At 57.1% G+C, this 16,662-nt stretch carries 16 protein-coding genes; 14 read left to right on the forward strand and 2 right to left on the reverse strand.

Features of this window, described 5'->3' with window-relative positions; genetic code table 11:
• Positions 1-100: 100 nt before the first annotated feature.
• From QAO71_RS03240 to tadA, 4 genes are all read left to right on the forward strand, one after another.
• Positions 101-859, forward strand: a complete 759-nt coding sequence (locus tag QAO71_RS03240) for a Nif3-like dinuclear metal center hexameric protein (RefSeq protein ID WP_280165222.1) — start codon at positions 101-103, stop codon at positions 857-859.
• A 129-nt stretch (positions 860-988) separates the two neighbouring features.
• Positions 989-1,894 (forward strand): sulfate adenylyltransferase subunit CysD, encoded by a 906-nt coding sequence (gene cysD / locus QAO71_RS03245; RefSeq protein ID WP_036992774.1) that lies wholly within the window; start codon positions 989-991, stop codon positions 1,892-1,894.
• A 23-nt stretch (positions 1,895-1,917) separates the two neighbouring features.
• Positions 1,918-3,825 carry a sulfate adenylyltransferase subunit CysN gene (gene cysN, locus QAO71_RS03250; protein WP_136869070.1) on the forward strand — a complete coding sequence of 636 codons (1,908 nt, stop codon included), beginning with the start codon at positions 1,918-1,920 and terminating at the stop codon, positions 3,823-3,825.
• A gap of 99 nt (positions 3,826-3,924) precedes the next feature.
• Positions 3,925-4,380, forward strand: coding sequence for a tRNA adenosine(34) deaminase TadA (gene tadA, locus QAO71_RS03255; protein ID WP_280165223.1), 456 nt, complete (start codon positions 3,925-3,927; stop codon positions 4,378-4,380).
• A 57-nt stretch (positions 4,381-4,437) separates the two neighbouring features.
• Here the strand turns inward: tadA and mltF are convergent, their stop codons facing one another.
• Positions 4,438-5,877 carry a membrane-bound lytic murein transglycosylase MltF gene (gene mltF / locus QAO71_RS03260; protein WP_280165224.1) on the reverse strand — a complete coding sequence of 480 codons (1,440 nt, stop codon included), beginning with the start codon at positions 5,875-5,877 and terminating at the stop codon, positions 4,438-4,440.
• Between the two features lie 174 nt (positions 5,878-6,051).
• Between mltF and purL the strand changes: the two genes are divergently transcribed.
• Both purL and QAO71_RS03270 read left to right on the forward strand, forming a co-directional pair.
• Positions 6,052-9,948: a phosphoribosylformylglycinamidine synthase gene (purL, locus tag QAO71_RS03265; protein ID WP_280165225.1), complete on the forward strand. Its 3,897-nt coding sequence runs from the start codon at positions 6,052-6,054 to the stop codon at positions 9,946-9,948.
• Between the two features lie 176 nt (positions 9,949-10,124).
• On the forward strand, positions 10,125-10,475 hold the full coding sequence (locus QAO71_RS03270) for a hypothetical protein (RefSeq protein WP_280165226.1): 351 nt from the start codon (positions 10,125-10,127) through the stop codon (positions 10,473-10,475).
• 237 nt (positions 10,476-10,712) lie between these two features.
• On the opposite strand, the gene QAO71_RS03275 is transcribed toward QAO71_RS03270, so the two are convergent.
• Positions 10,713-10,850 carry a phage integrase N-terminal SAM-like domain-containing protein gene (locus QAO71_RS03275; RefSeq protein WP_348273406.1) on the reverse strand — a complete coding sequence of 46 codons (138 nt, stop codon included), beginning with the start codon at positions 10,848-10,850 and terminating at the stop codon, positions 10,713-10,715.
• A 239-nt stretch (positions 10,851-11,089) separates the two neighbouring features.
• Between QAO71_RS03275 and QAO71_RS03280 the strand changes: the two genes are divergently transcribed.
• From QAO71_RS03280 to QAO71_RS03315, 8 genes are all read left to right on the forward strand, one after another.
• The gene (locus tag QAO71_RS03280; RefSeq protein WP_280165227.1) at positions 11,090-11,974 is read left to right on the forward strand and encodes an HNH endonuclease signature motif containing protein; all 885 of its coding nucleotides are present in this window, start codon (positions 11,090-11,092) and stop codon (positions 11,972-11,974) included.
• A gap of 535 nt (positions 11,975-12,509) precedes the next feature.
• Positions 12,510-12,875 carry a hypothetical protein gene (locus QAO71_RS03285; RefSeq protein WP_280165228.1) on the forward strand — a complete coding sequence of 122 codons (366 nt, stop codon included), beginning with the start codon at positions 12,510-12,512 and terminating at the stop codon, positions 12,873-12,875.
• Positions 12,876-12,960: 85 nt separating this feature from the next.
• Positions 12,961-13,392 (forward strand): hypothetical protein, encoded by a 432-nt coding sequence (locus tag QAO71_RS03290; protein WP_280165229.1) that lies wholly within the window; start codon positions 12,961-12,963, stop codon positions 13,390-13,392.
• Between the two features lie 96 nt (positions 13,393-13,488).
• Positions 13,489-13,929 carry a MaoC/PaaZ C-terminal domain-containing protein gene (locus QAO71_RS03295; protein ID WP_280165230.1) on the forward strand — a complete coding sequence of 147 codons (441 nt, stop codon included), beginning with the start codon at positions 13,489-13,491 and terminating at the stop codon, positions 13,927-13,929.
• Between the two features lie 93 nt (positions 13,930-14,022).
• Complete coding sequence (locus tag QAO71_RS03300; RefSeq protein WP_280165231.1) at positions 14,023-14,313, forward strand: hypothetical protein; 291 nt, start codon at positions 14,023-14,025, stop codon at positions 14,311-14,313.
• Between the two features lie 118 nt (positions 14,314-14,431).
• Entirely contained in the window at positions 14,432-15,595 is a 1,164-nt protein-coding gene (locus QAO71_RS03305) for a hypothetical protein (RefSeq protein WP_280165232.1), read from the forward strand.
• Between the two features lie 105 nt (positions 15,596-15,700).
• A complete protein-coding gene (locus QAO71_RS03310; RefSeq protein ID WP_280165233.1) occupies positions 15,701-16,021 on the forward strand; it encodes a hypothetical protein in 321 nt (106 codons plus the stop codon).
• A gap of 167 nt (positions 16,022-16,188) precedes the next feature.
• Positions 16,189-16,608, forward strand: coding sequence for a VOC family protein (locus QAO71_RS03315; protein WP_280165234.1), 420 nt, complete (start codon positions 16,189-16,191; stop codon positions 16,606-16,608).
• Positions 16,609-16,662 lie beyond the last annotated feature (54 nt).

Below are 16,662 nucleotides of genomic sequence, written 5' to 3' on the forward strand. Positions count from 1 at the left end.
ATTATAGGGAGATTTTTTGGATTGTGCAGGTACGTATTGCAACCTTGTATCCTTGTGCAACAGACACACGAAAACCTTTTTTCATTGGGGGAGAGTCGTAATGACACAATGTTCCGAGTTGGTCGCTTATTGCAACAATCTGCTGGAGAGGGGAGCCTTTCAGGATTATTGCCCCAACGGCCTGCAAGTGGAAGGGCGCAGCGATATCCAGCGGATCGTCACCGGAGTAACAGCCAGTCAGGCACTGATTGAAGCTGCCGCAGCGCGGGGTGCTGATTTGCTGCTGGTGCACCATGGTTACTTCTGGAAGGGCGAAGCCGCTCCGATCACCGGATTGAAACAGCGGCGGATCAAGGCGTTGCTGGAGCACGGCATCAACCTGGTCGCCTATCACCTGCCCCTCGATGCCCATGCCAAGTTTGGCAATAACGTGCAACTGGCACAACTGCTCGGCTGGCATATCACTGGCGGGCTGGAGCCGGACAACCCAAGGTCCATCGGCCTGCAGGGTGAACTGAGCGAGGCGGTTTCCGGGGCCGAACTGGCCCAGCAGTTGAATATCGCCCTGGGGCGCGAGCCACTGTTCATCAGCGGCCATAGCCGCCCGGTGAAGCGTATCGCCTGGTGCACCGGTGCTGCCCAGGGGTATATCGAAAAGGCGGTAGCGTTGGGTGTGGATGCTTTCATTACCGGCGAAGTTTCAGAGCCCACCATTCATATCGCCCGTGAATGCGGGATCAATTTCTACGCCGCCGGCCACCATGCCACCGAGCGTTACGGTGTGAAAGCACTGGGCGAGCACCTGGGGGAGCACTTTGGTCTCGAGCATGAATTCATCGATATTGACAACCCGGTCTGAGCGGGATCGGGTCGAACTGGGTCGTATATGCTTATAACTTAAAGGTATCGAAGGGCTGCTTATTAGAAGGGGATGGCTTTGATACAATGCCGGCATTCTTATTCATGCCTCCTTCACCGTGAGTAGCCCATGCTGGAAAAACTGACCCATCTCAAACAGCTGGAAGCTGAAAGCATCCATATCATCCGTGAGGTTGCCGCCGAATTTCAGAACCCGGTAATGCTCTACTCCATCGGCAAGGATTCGGCCGTGATGCTGCACCTGGCGCGCAAGGCCTTTTACCCAGGCCGCCTGCCGTTCCCGGTGCTGCATGTGGATACCGGCTGGAAGTTCCGCGAGATGTACAGCTTCCGCGAACGCATGGTCGAGGAAATGGATCTGGACCTGCTGGTGCACATGAATCCCGAGGGTGTGGCGCAGGGCGTTGGTCCTTTTACTCACGGCAGCGCGGTGCATACCGATGTGATGAAAACCCAGGGCCTGAAACAGGCACTGGACAAGTACGGCTTCGATGCGGCCTTCGGCGGCGCGCGCCGGGATGAGGAGAAATCCCGGGCCAAGGAGCGTGTCTACTCCTTCCGTGACAAGCATCACCGCTGGGATCCGAAAAACCAGCGCCCGGAACTGTGGAACATCTACAACGGCAAGGTGCACAAGGGTGAAAGCATCCGCGTGTTCCCGCTGTCCAACTGGACCGAGCTGGATATCTGGCAATACATCTATCTGGAAAGCATTCCGATCGTGCCGCTGTACTTCGCTGCCGAGCGCCCGGTGGTCAACCGTGACGGTTCGCTGATCATGGTCGATGACGAGCGCATGCCGCTGAACCCCGGCGAAACCCCGGAAATGAAGATGGTGCGCTTCCGTACCCTGGGTTGCTATCCGTTGACCGGCGCCGTGGAGTCCACCGCGGCGACCCTGCCGGAAATCATCCAGGAAATGTTGTTGACCCGTACTTCCGAGCGCCAGGGCCGCGTGATCGATCATGATCAGGCCGGATCGATGGAAGAAAAGAAACGCCAAGGCTATTTCTAAGCGCCCGCCCGGAGAATTATGTAATGAGTCACCAATCTGATCTGATCAGCCAGGACATCCTGGCCTACCTGGGGCAGCACGAGCGCAAGGAACTGCTGCGTTTTCTTACCTGTGGCAACGTCGATGACGGCAAGAGCACGCTGATCGGTCGTCTGCTGCATGACTCCAAGATGATCTACGAAGATCACATGGAAGCCATCACCCGCGACTCGAAGAAGTCCGGCACCACTGGTGAAGAAGTGGATCTGGCGCTGCTGGTCGATGGCCTGCAGGCCGAGCGTGAGCAGGGCATCACCATCGATGTAGCCTACCGCTACTTCTCCACGGCCAAACGCAAGTTCATCATCGCCGACACCCCCGGCCATGAGCAGTACACCCGCAATATGGCCACCGGCGCTTCGACCTGCGACCTGGCGATCATCCTGATCGATGCACGTTACGGTGTGCAGACCCAGACCCGCCGCCACAGCTTTATTGCCTCGCTGCTGGGCATCAAGCATATCGTCGTTGCGGTCAACAAGATGGACCTGCTGGACTTCGATCAGACCGTCTACAACAAGATCTGCGCCGACTACAGCGAATTCGCCAAGGGCCTGGACACGCTGGCCGGGAGCTCGATTCACTTTGTCCCGATGTCTGCGCTCAAGGGCGACAACGTGGTCAATCGCAGCGAGCGCAGCCCGTGGTATACCGGCCCCTCGCTGATGGAAATTCTGGAAACCGTGGAAGTGGCAGCGGACCGCAATCTGACCGACCTGCGCTTCCCGGTGCAGCTGGTCACCCGGCCGAACCTCAACTTCCGCGGCTTTGCCGGCACCATCGCCTCCGGTGTGGTGAACAAGGGCGACGAGTTGGTAGCACTGCCCTCGGGCAAGACCAGTCGGGTCAAATCCATCGTCACTTTCGATGGTGAACTGGAAGCTGCCGGGCCCGGCCAGGCGGTGACCCTGACCCTGGAAGACGAGATCGATATCTCCCGCGGTGACATGCTCGCCCACGTGGATAACCAGCCGGTGATTGGCGACCTGTTCGAAGCCAGCCTGGTGTGGATGTCCGAGCAGCCAATGCAGCCGGGGCGCAAATACGACATCAAGCGGGCCACCAGCTATAGCCCGGGCTCCTTTACCCGGATTCACTTCCGGCAGGATGTGAACACCCTGGCCCATGAAGAAGTCGGCGAGTTGGCCCTGAACGAGATCGCCCGGGTCGAGTTGGCGCTGGAACGGCCCATTGCCTATGACGACTACCGCGCCAACCGCACCACGGGCGCCTTTATCGTCGTCGATCGCATGACCAACGGCACCGTCGGCGCCGGCATGATCGTGGCCAAGGCGCAGGCGGAGCAGCACACTGCGGGTGGTCAGCATGGCGAGTTTGCCCATGTGACGCCGAGCGAGCGCGCTGTGCGTTATGGTCAGGAGCCGGTGACGCTGCTGTTCACCGGCCTGTCGGGCGCCGGCAAGAGTACTCTGGCCTATGCCGTAGAGCGTCGCCTGTTCGATCGCGGCCGCGCCTGCTTTGTGCTGGATGGCAAAGCCATGCGCCAGGATCTGAGCAAGGGGTTGGGACGTGATGCGGCAGGCCGGGCAGAGAATCTGCATAAAGGCGCCCGTGTTGCCCGCCAGCTGAATCAGGCCGGTCTGATTGCGCTGGGCGCCTTCGTCGCGCCCACTGCGGAAAGTCGCGCCACCGCCAAGCATATCCTCGGGGATCGCTGCTTGATGGTGTACCTGGATACACCGCTGGAAGTATGTCAGGCGCGTGATCCGTCCGGGCTCTACGCCGCTGGGGAGGAGGGCACCATTCCGGGTATTTCCTATCCTTACGAAGCCCCTGATGATGCTGACCTGATCATCAACACCGCGGAATTGGATCTGGCGGCCAGTGTCGACAAGGTTATCGAACTACTGCGCGAGCGGTCACTGATCTAAGCTGTATCCCTCCGGCGGGCAGCAATGCCCGCCATTTTCCCTGCATCATTGTGTATCCTTGCCGTCCATGAAGGTGAGACGGGCGGCAAGAGATTCCAGATGAAACCAGCTGATATCGATTTCATGCGTGAGGCCATCGCCGAAGCGCGCAAAGGTGCCGAACTGGGCGAAGTGCCGGTGGGCGCCATTCTGGTGCGCGACGGCAAGATTATTGGTCGCGGCTTCAACCAGCCCATCAGCAGTCACGACCCCAGTGCCCACGCCGAAATGATTGCCCTGCGCCAGGCTGCCGCCAGCGACGCCAATTATCGCCTGCCCGGCACTACCCTCTACGTCACCCTCGAACCCTGCACCATGTGCTCCGGTCTGCTGGTCCACAGCCGCATCAGTCGCCTGGTCTTCGGCGCCAGCGAGCCCCGCTCCGGCGCGGTGATCAGTCGTAGCCAGGTGCTGGACCAGCCGTGGTTGAATCACCGGGTGCAGGTGGAGGGAGGAGTGTTGGCGGAGGAGTGTGGGGAGATATTGACGGAGTTTTTTCGGGCGCGGCGGCAGTAGCGGTAACAGCAGAGAACAATCAAGGTGGCTTCTCGGGGTGTAGCGCACCTGCCGAGCTCAAATCCCCTGTGGCAACTGATCCAGAATCCCCGGCGCATGGTACTGCTCGTCCGGCATCTGCGGTGTTTCCGCCTGCGGCTGGGTCACCCAGGTAAGGATTTCGTAGTAGCGGCGGATGTTCTGCACATAGTGCACTGGCTCGCCACCGCGGGCATAGCCGTAGCGGGTCTGGCTGTACCACTGCTTTTTCGATAGCAGCGGCAGGTGATCCTTTACGTCAATCCAGCGGTTGGGGTCGCGGCCATTGTTGCGGGTCAGAATGCGCGCATCATCCAGATGCCCGATACCGACGTTATAGGCCGCCAGCGCGAACCAGGTGCGGTCCGGTTCGGGAATGTCGGTCGATAGCTGATCCCGCACCCACACCAGATAACGCGCGCCCCCGGCAATGCTCTGCGCCGGATCGACCCGGTTGGTCACGCCGACGAACTTGGCGGTAGGCAGGGTCAGCATCATCAGGCCACGCACGCCGGTCGGCGAACGGGCATCCACATCCCACAGCGATTCCTGATAGGCCATGGCCGCCAGCAGACGCCAGTCCATGCCTTGCTGATCCCCCGCCTGCCGGAACAATTTCTCGAACCGCGGCAGGCGTTGCTGCATATGCCGGGCAAAGGCGCGGGCGCCGACGTAATCGAGTACATCGGCATGGCCGTAGAAACGTTCCAGCAGCTGATCAAGGGTGCCGTCGGCGCGGATGCTGTCGAAGAACTGGTTCACTTCCAGCAGCAGGCTGTCATCTTCACCGCCGGGCAACGCCCAGGCCATGGGCTGGGGCGGGGCGAGATCGAACCCCACATGCACGGCGGGATAGAACGCCTGATTGACGATCAGCTCGTTGGAATAGACCACCGCAAAATCGATCTCGTCGTCATTGACCATGCGCAGCAGGTCCACGACCTCCAGGTTGTCCGATTCCTCGAATATCAATTGCGGATGCTCGACCTGCAGCTGACGCAACTGATCGGCCAGGGTGCTGCCCTTGAGCACCAGGATGCGCCGATCGTACAGGTCCTCGATTCCCCGCGGCTGGCGATCACCGCGGCGATAGACTACCTGTGGCGTGACCTGCAGATAGGCTTCGGCAAACTGCACCTGATCCTCGCGGGCCGGGTTGGCGGTAACCCCGGCGGCGGCCAGGTGTGGCCCCTTGTCCTGCGCCAGTTGCCGATACAGATCCTCCAGTGTTGGGCTGGTGATCATTTCCAGCTCCAGGTCGAGGCTGTCGGCGAAGCGTTTGCTCAGCTCGTACTCCAGGCCGGTATCGCCATGCCGGCCCTGGTAATAGGTGGTCGGCGTGTTGCGGGTAACCACGCGCAGGGTGCCATCCTCGCGCAACTGCTCCAGTCGGCTGGGTTGTTCGCAGGCAACCAGCAGCACCGAGCACAGGATGGCCAGGATGGGAACAGCAGTGTGACGAAGGCGGTTTTTCGGCATGCGCTCAGTATATGTAAATCCGCCTCCCGGCAATAGAGCGGGATCGTCACAGGGCAACGATGATATGCGGCTGGTCGCCCGCGCCCCGCCGCACAATAGCCCGAACGCCCAGCATGGGTTATCCTATGCGCCTTCTTTTTCACTTTCCCAAAAATCTCCGAGGCCGAAACCAACATGCATATCCTGCGTGGCGCCCCAGTCCTTTCCGATTTCCGTCGCAACAAGCTGCTTGCTCGTCTGCAACAGCAGGTCCCCGGCGTGAGTGGTGTGTATGCCGAATTCATGCATTTTGCCGACCTGATTGGCGAATTGGCGAAGCAGGAGCAGACCGTGCTGGATCGCCTGCTCAAGTACGGCCCGCGGGTGGCGGTCGAAGAGCCGGCTGGCACGCTGGTATTGGTGGTGCCGCGTTTCGGTACCATCTCGCCCTGGTCGAGCAAGGCCACGGATATTGCCCATAACTGCGGGCTGCAGGCCATCGCGCGCCTTGAGCGCGGCATCGCCTATTACATCAGTGGTGAGCTGAGCGCCGCCGAGCTGCAGCAGGTTACGGCGTTGCTGCATGACCGCATGACCGAGCTGGCGCTGGACAACGTGGAAGCCGCTGCGCAGCTGTTCCACCACACCGAGCCCAAGCCGTTCAACCGCGTGGACATTCTGGAAGGTGGCAAGGCCGCGCTGGAACAGGCCAACATCGAGCTGGGCCTGGCGCTCGCCGATGACGAGATCGACTATCTGGTAGCAAGCTTCACCGACCTGGGGCGCAACCCCAGCGACGTCGAACTGATGATGTTCGCCCAGGCCAACTCCGAGCATTGCCGGCACAAGATTTTCAATGCCAGCTGGGACATTGACGGCCAAGCGCAGGAAAAAAGCCTGTTCGGCATGATCAAGAATACCTACCAGATGCGCAGCGAAGGCGTGTTGTCCGCGTACAAGGACAACGCTGCGGTGATCGAGGGTTTTGTCGGTGGTCGCTTCTTCCCCGAGCCCGGCACCGAAGAATACCGCTCGCATCAGGAACAGATTCACATCCTGATGAAGGTGGAGACCCACAACCATCCGACCGCCATTTCTCCGTTCTCCGGCGCCTCCACCGGCTCCGGTGGCGAGATCCGGGACGAAGGCGCGACTGGCCGTGGCGGCAAGCCCAAGGCAGGCCTGACGGGCTTTACCGTCTCCAACCTGCGCATTCCCGGTTTCGAACAGCCTTGGGAAGAGGACAACGGCAAGCCGGGTCGCATCGTCACGCCGCTGCAGATCATGATCGACGGCCCGCTCGGCGGCGCCGCGTTCAACAACGAATTCGGTCGTCCCGCGCTGACCGGTTACTTCCGTACCTTCGAGCAGACCGTACAATCGCCCCGTGGCCCGGAAATCCGTGGTTACCACAAGCCGATCATGATCGCCGGCGGTCTGGGCAACATCCGCGCTGATCACGTCGAGAAAGCCGAAATTCCGGTTGGCGCCAAGCTGGTTGTGCTCGGCGGCCCGGCCATGCTGATCGGTCTGGGCGGCGGCGCGGCTTCGTCCATGGCCACCGGTAGCAGTGCCGAAGACCTGGACTTTGCCTCCGTGCAGCGCGAAAACCCGGAAATGGAACGCCGTTGCCAGGAAGTCATCGACCGTTGCTGGCAGCTGGGCGCCAAGAACCCCATCGCCTTTATCCACGACGTGGGCGCGGGCGGGTTGTCCAACGCCTTCCCCGAACTGGTCAACGATGGTGGCCGCGGTGGCCGTTTCGAACTGCGCAACGTACCGAATGACGAGCCGGGCATGAGCCCGCTGGAAATCTGGTCCAACGAATCCCAGGAACGCTACGTCATGGCCGTGCCGAACGCCGACTTCGAGCGTTTCCAGGCCATCTGCGAACGCGAGCGCTGCCCCTTCGCCGTGGTCGGTGAAGCCACCGAAGAACAGCTGCTGGTGCTTAACGACAGCCACTTCGACAATCAGCCGGTCGACATGCCGCTGTCCGTCCTGCTCGGCAAGCCGCCGCGCATGCACCGCAGCGTCAACCGCGAAGCAGAGCAGGGCGACGACTTCGACGCCACCAGCGTAGCGCTGGAAGAAGCTGCCCTGCGCGTGCTGCGCCTGCCGGCCGTGGCCAGCAAGAACTTCCTGATCACCATTGGTGATCGCAGCATTACCGGCCTGGTCGCCCGCGACCAGATGGTCGGTCCCTGGCAGGTACCGGTCGCTGATTGCGCCGTTACTGCCACCAGCTTCGATGTGCACACCGGTGAAGCCATGGCCATGGGCGAGCGCACCCCGCTGGCCCTGCTCGACGCCCCGGCTTCCGGTCGCATGGCGGTTGCCGAAACCGTCACCAACCTGGCTGCTGCACGGATCGACAAGCTGTCCGACATCCGCCTGTCTGCCAACTGGATGGCCGCTGCCGGTCACCCTGGCGAAGACGCGCGTCTGTACGACACCGTCAAGGCCGTCGGCATGGAATTGTGCCCCGAGCTGGGCATTACCGTGCCGGTGGGCAAAGACTCCATGTCCATGCAGACCCGCTGGAGCGATGAAGGTCAGGACAAGAGCGTTACCTCGCCCATGTCGCTGATCGTGACCGGCTTTGCCCCGGTGCAGGACGTACGCCGTACCCTGACCCCGCAACTGCGCGTCGATCAGGGCGACACCGACCTGATCCTCATCGACCTCGGCCGTGGCCAGAACCGCCTCGGCGGCTCCGCGCTGGCACAGGTATATAACCGCATCGGCCAGCAGGCTCCGGATCTGGATGATGCCGAAGACCTGAAAGCCTTCTTCGCCGTGGTCCAGGGCCTGAACCAGGATGATCTGTTGCTGGCCTACCACGACCGCTCCGACGGCGGCCTGCTGGCCAGCGTCGCGGAAATGGCGTTTGCCGGCCATTGCGGCGTGGATATCAATCTGGATGTACTGGCCGATAACGCCAGCGACCTGCCCGCTGCCCTGTTCAACGAAGAGCTGGGCGCGGTGATTCAGGTGCGCCAGGACGATACCGAAGCCGTACTCAGCCAACTGGCTGCCGCCGGCCTGGGTGATTGCAGTGCCGTGATCGGCCAGCCGAAAGTCGAGCAGCAGCTGGACTTCTACTATGCCGATGAAGACGTGCTGTCTGGTACCCGCGCCGACTGGCAACAGGCCTGGAGCGAAACCAGCTGGCATATCCAGCGCATGCGTGACAACGCCGAGTGCGCCGACCAGGAGCACGAGCGTCTGGCCGACGACAAGAACCCCGGCCTGCAAGCCATGCTCAGCTTTGACATCAATGAAGACGTCGCCGCGCCCTTCCTCAATACCGGCATGCGCCCGGCGGTTGCCATCCTGCGCGAGCAGGGCGTCAACGGCCAGGTAGAGATGGCCGCCGCGTTTACCCGCGCGGGCTTCACTGCCATCGACGTACACATGAGCGACATCCTCAGCGGTCGGGTCGATCTGGCCGACTTCCGCGGTCTGGTCGCCTGTGGCGGCTTCTCCTACGGTGACGTGCTGGGTGCCGGCGAAGGTTGGGCCAAATCGATCCTGTTCAACGAGCAGGCACGTCAGGCCTTCACCGACTTCTTTGCCCGCCCGGACACCTTCAGCCTGGGTGTGTGCAACGGCTGTCAGATGCTGTCCAACCTGCGCGAACTGATTCCCGGCAGCGAGCACTGGCCACGTTTTGTACGCAACCGCTCCGAGCAGTTCGAAGCGCGGGTGGCCATGGTCGAAGTACAGCCATCGCCGTCGGTCTTCCTCAGTGGCATGGTCGGCTCACGCATGCCGATCGCCATCGCCCACGGCGAAGGCTTTGCCGAGTTTGCCGACAGCGCAGCCGTAGATGCCTGTGAAGCCAACAGCACGGTGGCCCTGCGTTTCGTCGACAACCACGGCCGCATGACTGACCGCTATCCTGCCAACCCCAACGGCTCCCCCCGCGGCATCACCGGCCTGACTTCCCGCGACGGCCGCGTCACCATCATGATGCCGCACCCGGAACGGGTCTTCCGCACCGTACAAAACTCCTGGCACCCCGATGACTGGAGCGAAGACGGCGCCTGGATGCGTATGTTCCGTAATGCAAGAGTCTGGGTAGGCTAACAACCAACCCGCACCAACAAAAAATCCCGGCCACGCGCCGGGATTTTTGTATGCACATTCTGTCAGTAGGGCATTTTTGCTCCCCCTGCCCTCGTGGGGGAGAGGGGGAAAGCAACCAGAAGTCCTCCCAGAACAACTACACTACTTCCAGACATCAACAGACAAGAAATCTACCCATGAAAACAACAACCCTCATAGCCTCGCTCCTCCTCCTAACCGCCTGCACAACCCAAACCACCCACGTCTACAAACCCGACGGCAACAAACAGTGCGAGCCCGCTATCACGTCCTTAGCCGACAGCATCGATCAACTCACCAACGCCGGCATTAAAGCCGTCACCTCAAACTGCGCGATTCAAACCGGCATGGCCGTAATAACCGTCTGCGGCGCCCCAACCCTGGGCATCCATCTTCACGAAATCGCCGCCAGCGATGTGCAGAAAGCCAAAGAGCTCGGCTACGAAGAAGCAAGCAACCTGCTCAACGAAGATCGCGGCATAGGCTATGAAATCACCAGATGCCCGTAACGTCATTGAAATGGCCACATGCCTGCATTATGGTTAAGCCAAACAGGGATAGCAGACTCTCCTCCAGAGGCATCGGACAGCCATCATTTCCCTCCCAAACATAACGCTAATGCTCGGAGGCGAGGGGTAGGGCGGTAGCGTTCCCGGAACTATCGAAATGCTACCCCAGTGGGCTCTGAACAGCGATCTCACCGAGAGGCTGCTCAAGAACACGCGCATACAGAAACACGATGGCATTCAAAGCCAGATTTTGCGTCGCAACTGCCACCTGAGAAACGCGTTTACATCGGATGTACCCAGTTCAAGGGGGTGATGCATCCCATGGAAGCGAATGAAATAGCGGATCCAGTACCAATAGCTTTTTTCTGTACGGATGCTGTAGTTGTCGGCGCATCACCGAGCGGAACTGGTCCCTCAGGCGAGGTTTAAGAGCTAGGCAGTCCATGTGTTCAAGCGATTACAGCAGGAGGGAGGCTGGTCATGCGTAACATATTGGTTTTTAAAGGTTTTCATAGGGTGTGTGATTCCGCTTGCCCGGAGTTATATCGCAGTCATTATTATGTATTAGTGCCGCATGCGGTCTAATCACTGTTCAGTTGTAAATTGAGGTCTAGATGAACATTGAAGATCTTAAACCAGAAGTTCGTCTGCGCGTTATGGACCTCGTTTCCGAAGCTGGTATTGATGTAAGTGATTGGGCCAATTTTAAGGGTGGTGAAGAGAAGGCCGCCTCCAATCCTAAATACTGTTATGAGTGGTCTTACGAGAACACAAGTAAAGAGCTGATCGTTCTTAATCTGTGGTATGACAATCTTGAGTATCTTGAGTATCTTGAGTATCTTGATGGCGATATTGTCCAGAGATTAAACATGCGAAAGGTCGCCAACAACGTGAGTAGTTCAGGGCAGTCTAGGCGAGCGATAAAAATGGACTTCTCCCTCCAAAAAGCAGATAGGGCTGGCTGGCCAATAAGAGTAGTCATCTGTGATGGGGTCCAACGCGAGCAAAAATTAGATCTTACAAAGTCTACTGCGGAAGCTCGTTTTCTCGACTCTGAAATATGGCACCTGCGGTCCTACGATGACAGTGGCGACTGCCTCCTTGTGCGTGGTCAGCCGTCACCAAAGTACGTTGATCAGTTCGAGCATTTTGAACTCCCAGAAGGCAAAGCAAAAAGAAAGGAGGCTACGGGGCACGTATTTGAAAGGAGCCCCCAAGTCCGAAACTATGTGTTGGAAAGGGCCAGAGGAAAATGTGAATGGTGTGGCGTCAAAGGCTTTGAAACGCGAGCTGGGGCCGTGTATTTGGAGACGCACCACATACAACCACTATCTGAAAGTGGGAGCGATACTGTTTCCAATGTTATTGCTCTCTGTCCAAATCATCATCGTGAGGCTCATTTCGGCAGGGAGGCCGAGAATTTCAAGAATGAGCTTTTAAGAGTGGTCGCGAAACTGAACAAGGCAATGCAGCCGACTGCTAAAGCAGCGGCTGATTGAAACGTTAAAGCGCAAATCAAATGGGCGAGCCAATGACGGACATTCACATTCACGTCCAACTCCCGGCGGCACGTGCACTGCTGAAGTTTTGTATCGATCACCAGTACGGAAGTCGACACCTCGAATGTGTTCGTCAATGCATAGCGGCGCGACATGGGGACGGCGATCAAGGCATTTCAGGCAGTGCCGCTGGGTGGAAATGGCTGCTTCAACGATTGGTATCCGACGGTAGTTTTCGCACATGAGGACCGCGAATATGTAGCTACGGTCTTTGAAGCGCTGGTATCAAATTGGAGCCTTATGATGGGTCTCAGTGTTCCGAAGCGCTCTAACCCTTCGCTGCAACAGACGCCCATCAGCGGGCGCCGCTGAGCTCCACGTTATCAATTCTTTAAGTGATCTTATGATTGTATAAAGGAGGTCTTTTTTGTTTTGCTCGCTAAATCCTATGCAACAGATCAGATATTATCAGAAACTTCGAGACGAGAAAGTGAGAAATCCAGCTTTGCCAACGAGCAGTGCTGCGGTATCTATAATGTTGTTTTTACTGCACGCTACTCGATCTCTAGGCAATGAAGTATGGGTTGATTTAGATCTCGTTACGGAGCAAACAGGTGTTTCTCTCGATCAAGTTAATATTGAATGCACGAGCTTGGAAGAAAACGGGCTCGTTGTATTCAATGTTATGGAAGGGGTTCGAATTACCGATGAGGGCTTGTATATCGCCCGAAAGCTAAAGGACTGGCTTGAGTGGAGTGAAAAGGATACTCATGAAGCTGGATCTCATAGAAGGGGGGAAGAAGATAAAGTGTCCCAGAAGCCAAAATTTGGTTTCTGGAATATTATGTTGAGTATTTTTATAATATCTGGGATTTTGAAGATAACAGCTCATTTTTTTTGAGGCTGAAAATGCGGAGAGTGAATTTCTAACAAGGCATTGCAGCGGACAAGCCGCTGAATGCGCCGTTATACGGAAAGGAATTACCATGGATCAACAGGTTTCTCTAGGCGTTCTTGTTATTTCAGTGTTTACCTCTTTCTTGGGCAGCCTCGTTTTCGCTTGGTATCTCCGTGGACGGGAGAAACGAATAAAGTCTGCTATTGCGGAGCTGGAATTCGAAGAAAAATTTATCGATAAAATTGGCAAGGGAAACATTGAGTTAATTCGCTCAGGGTTCCGGGTTTTCTCACTTTCATTATTTATAGTTTTATTGTCAGGTTCTTTGGTGCTTGCAACAAATCTGATTCCGTTTCCTGCACCGCTCGAAAAGTTTGTTTACATGTTTGCGGTTGGGGCTTGGGGGGCTGCTTCCGCAGGCTGTTTTTCATACTTTAAATCTCTCTCTCGGTTAAAAAATGTAAAAACAGCGAAAGAAGAGCTTGCGGGAAAACGCCAAAAGCTGGAAGCAAGGCTGTGAGCACCCGTATAACACGTGCTTAGAATGTTCACGCTGTTCGCTGGGACGGGCTAAAGCCCGCTCCTTAGCTTAATCGTTAGGTAGACGAGGAATCGCATGAGGTATTTCGAGGAAATTCGCGTGGGTGAGGTTCAGACCTTTGGCCCGCGGCAGATTACGCTGGAAGACTCGTTGCGCTTTTGCAATGAATTCGACCGTCTTCCCGTGCACCTCGACCAAGAACATGCCGCGGAATCAATGTATGGCCAGTTGATTGCCAGCGGTCTTCATACCCTTTCGCTAACCGCATCCATCGTCGTGGATGGCTTTCTAGTCCACACCGCCATGACCGGAGCATCAGGAATGGAGAATGTCCGTTGGCATCGTCCGGTTACACTGCCCAACGAGTTGAGCGTTCGTGTCACTGTCCTAGCGAAGAGCCCACCCAAGGCCGGAAAGGGCTACGGCATTCTAAGGTGCAATTTAGAGACGTTTGGCCAAGAAGGTAGGCTGGTTATGTCAGCGACGGTAGATTATCTCCTGGGATCCAAGTCGTGACTGTGGTAAATGTCAGCCTAACCAATGGCGGTTGGCGGACGTACCTACGCTGCGCTCCGGCACGCCGCAAAGCCACGCGTTAGGAACCAAAGCATGGATGCATGCGATCTTCATCTTGGACAGTTGATTCAAAGTGCGATGGATGAATGCCGTCGCATCCAAGAAAGCGCGGAATCAAATGGGCCTGTGTGGCTAGTTGACTCAACGAATGAAGCCATTTCAGCAATGACTGGGTATTTAGAGTCGGTACGCACAAGTCAACTACCCCGCCCATCTGATGGCGCTGGATTAGGTTTTAGTCGTGGCATCGGAGAATGGGCCGATGGCTATGAACACCTCATGGCTCTTGCATATGAGATTGATCGTTACTATTCAGAACTGTAATTGTACGCGTGTTGTTTCCTAACAATGCGCTCAAATCGCTCACTTCGCTCACTGGGACGGGCTGAAGCCCGCCCCTTAGCTTAATTGTTAGACCCCCGCGTTATCCAATCGAGGCCTCATGAACGTAGCGTTTCTCTTCAATTCAGATCATCCAGACTTGGGAGGCTACTACGGCGGCCCGGTGATGGACTTGGTTCTAGGTGCGAATGTCCTACAAGGGGAATCGCGCTCGATGCGAGTTTCCGTAGGTGACATCCTCACTTTCAGTGCGGTGTCTCAAAGTAAAGACCGGACTTACGGCGCTCTCGGCAAACTATGTCGCGCTGTGTATGTGCCCGTCTCATTCGCCCGGCTCAAAAAGACTCAACTGGAGGCGACATACGCTACTGCGACTGTCTACTGTTGGTTGTTTCAGAATATGACGCAGGCCGCAGCGGAAAAGCTAAACCATAAGCTGCAGTCTACTGATTTTTACTTAGGCTGCATGGATGTTTTTTTCTCTTGGCCGCTTCATCTTCAGTTTTTCCGAAACAGCTTGATCGAGATGTACAGGCTGACGGGAACAAGGTGCGCCATCTTCTATGACATGGGTCATAACGAAGATCCCGATGTTTGCTCGAAGGAGGCATTTGAACGAGAGGGCTTTGAAGTTGAGTACGAGGACCAAGGTGCTCGTCGGACAATCTTCGACAATTATGACTCTCTGGAACATTTCAAGAGGGTAGAGTCATTTAAGTCCTTCTGCTCCAGGCTACCTGCCTTAAGCGATGATGATGCGTCGGCAATTGCGCACAGCCTAGAAGAGCTCCATCCAAAACTGTTTGATGCATTAGCAGCGGCGGCGCGAGCACTAGAACGAGCAGAGACTGAAGAAGACTATGCTCAAGCGGCTCTTTCGGGTAGACGGCTGCTCGAACGAACCGCAGACGCTCTGTTTCCTCCTCAAGAGGTTGACTGGGACGGACGCAAAGTTGGTCCCGCTCAGTACAAAAATCGCCTTTGGGCGTACATTGAGAAAGCTCTTTCTAGCACCGACGCACCAGCTGACCACCTGAAGATTCTTGGAAAGGAGGTAGACCGCCTCATCGAACTTTTCAACTCAGGGCTTCACGCTACTCCAACTCGGGAGAAGGTCGAGCTAGCGTTTCGCGACCTCGTTATCTGGCTTTCTTCTGTTATCGATATAAACCCATCAATGGCTCGAGACCCATATCAGCCGTACGGATTGGAAATTGACTCGTTCATGCGGTCAATCCTCGCCGAGATTGACGGCGGGGCCTAACAATTCATTCAAGCCGATGCCACTTCGTGGCACGGCTTAATACAGGCGTTAGAGCTTCGTCATCAACCCGGGGTAAGAACCATGCAGATCCAGTATCTTGAGATTGTGACCAAGGACGTAGATGCGGTGTGTGCTGCGTACGCCGCAATGAACGGCGTGGAGTTCGGCAAGCCAGACGCCGGGCTCGGCAACGCACGCACCGCCCCGTTGGCGGGCGGCGGACTTGTTGGGGTACGTGCGCCCTTGCGTGAGACAGAGGATCCGGTAGTGCGTCCCTACTGGCTAGTAGAAGACATCGAAGCCGCTGTTTCCGCTGTAGTTGAGGCAGGCGGACAGATCGCCGTTCCGCCCATGGAGATACCCGGCCACGGGACCTTCGCCATCTACCTCCAAGGCGGCAATGACCATGGGCTATGGCAGCTCTAGTCGTATATAGGTCAGTGCAGCAGGGGAGCACGTTTTGTAGTCGGGTCACTTTCCCGATGAAGTGCAGAATATTTTCTCGTTCCTGTCGAAATCACGACTTCCTGTTCGACTACCAGAAGACCGCGTATTGAGCTGTCGCTATTTCAGTAGCCTGGAGGAAGTGAACAATGTCCCGAATGATTTTCGTGAACCTGCCCGTAATTGACCTTGATGCATCGATGGCATTCTACAAATCCATCGGCTTTGAGAATAACCCGCATTTCACTGACGATACGGCTGCTTGCATGGTATGGAGCGAGACGATCAATGTCATGCTGCTCACGCATGCCAAGTGGCGCACCTTTACCAGTCGTCCAATCCCACCAACAACGTCTAGCGAAGTGATGCTTGCCCTGTCGTGCGACAGTCGCGAGGCCGTCGATGCCATGAACGAGGCGGCTGCCGCAAATGGCGGAACCGCAGATATCAATCCCGTTCAGGATCTTGGTTTTATGTATAACCGTAACCTCGCTGATCCCGACAATCACGTCTGGGAGGCAATGTGGATGGACCCGGCGGCGATACCGCCGAAAGATCCAACAACCTGAAGTGAACGCACATAACATCGCGCTCCAGCCGACCGCTTTACGTTAGGCCGTACG

It is taken from the genome of Halopseudomonas sp. SMJS2 (assembly GCF_029866945.1).
In the GTDB taxonomy this organism is placed as follows: domain Bacteria; phylum Pseudomonadota; class Gammaproteobacteria; order Pseudomonadales; family Pseudomonadaceae; genus Halopseudomonas; species Halopseudomonas bauzanensis.

Coding starts and splice junctions, on each gene's coding strand:
- tadA (WP_280165223.1), top strand. CDS start 3,925: ATGAAACCAGCTGATATCGATTTCATGCGTGAGGCCATCGCCGAAGCG.
- QAO71_RS03300 (WP_280165231.1), top strand. CDS start 14,023: ATGGATGCATGCGATCTTCATCTTGGACAGTTGATTCAAAGTGCGATG.
- mltF (WP_280165224.1), bottom strand. CDS start 5,877: ATGCCGAAAAACCGCCTTCGTCACACTGCTGTTCCCATCCTGGCCATC.
- QAO71_RS03295 (WP_280165230.1), top strand. CDS start 13,489: ATGAGGTATTTCGAGGAAATTCGCGTGGGTGAGGTTCAGACCTTTGGC.
- QAO71_RS03285 (WP_280165228.1), top strand. CDS start 12,510: ATGTTGTTTTTACTGCACGCTACTCGATCTCTAGGCAATGAAGTATGG.
- QAO71_RS03315 (WP_280165234.1), top strand. CDS start 16,189: ATGTCCCGAATGATTTTCGTGAACCTGCCCGTAATTGACCTTGATGCA.
- QAO71_RS03240 (WP_280165222.1), top strand. CDS start 101: ATGACACAATGTTCCGAGTTGGTCGCTTATTGCAACAATCTGCTGGAG.
- purL (WP_280165225.1), top strand. CDS start 6,052: ATGCATATCCTGCGTGGCGCCCCAGTCCTTTCCGATTTCCGTCGCAAC.
- cysD (WP_036992774.1), top strand. CDS start 989: ATGCTGGAAAAACTGACCCATCTCAAACAGCTGGAAGCTGAAAGCATC.
- QAO71_RS03270 (WP_280165226.1), top strand. CDS start 10,125: ATGAAAACAACAACCCTCATAGCCTCGCTCCTCCTCCTAACCGCCTGC.
- QAO71_RS03290 (WP_280165229.1), top strand. CDS start 12,961: ATGGATCAACAGGTTTCTCTAGGCGTTCTTGTTATTTCAGTGTTTACC.
- cysN (WP_136869070.1), top strand. CDS start 1,918: ATGAGTCACCAATCTGATCTGATCAGCCAGGACATCCTGGCCTACCTG.
- QAO71_RS03280 (WP_280165227.1), top strand. CDS start 11,090: ATGAACATTGAAGATCTTAAACCAGAAGTTCGTCTGCGCGTTATGGAC.
- QAO71_RS03305 (WP_280165232.1), top strand. CDS start 14,432: ATGAACGTAGCGTTTCTCTTCAATTCAGATCATCCAGACTTGGGAGGC.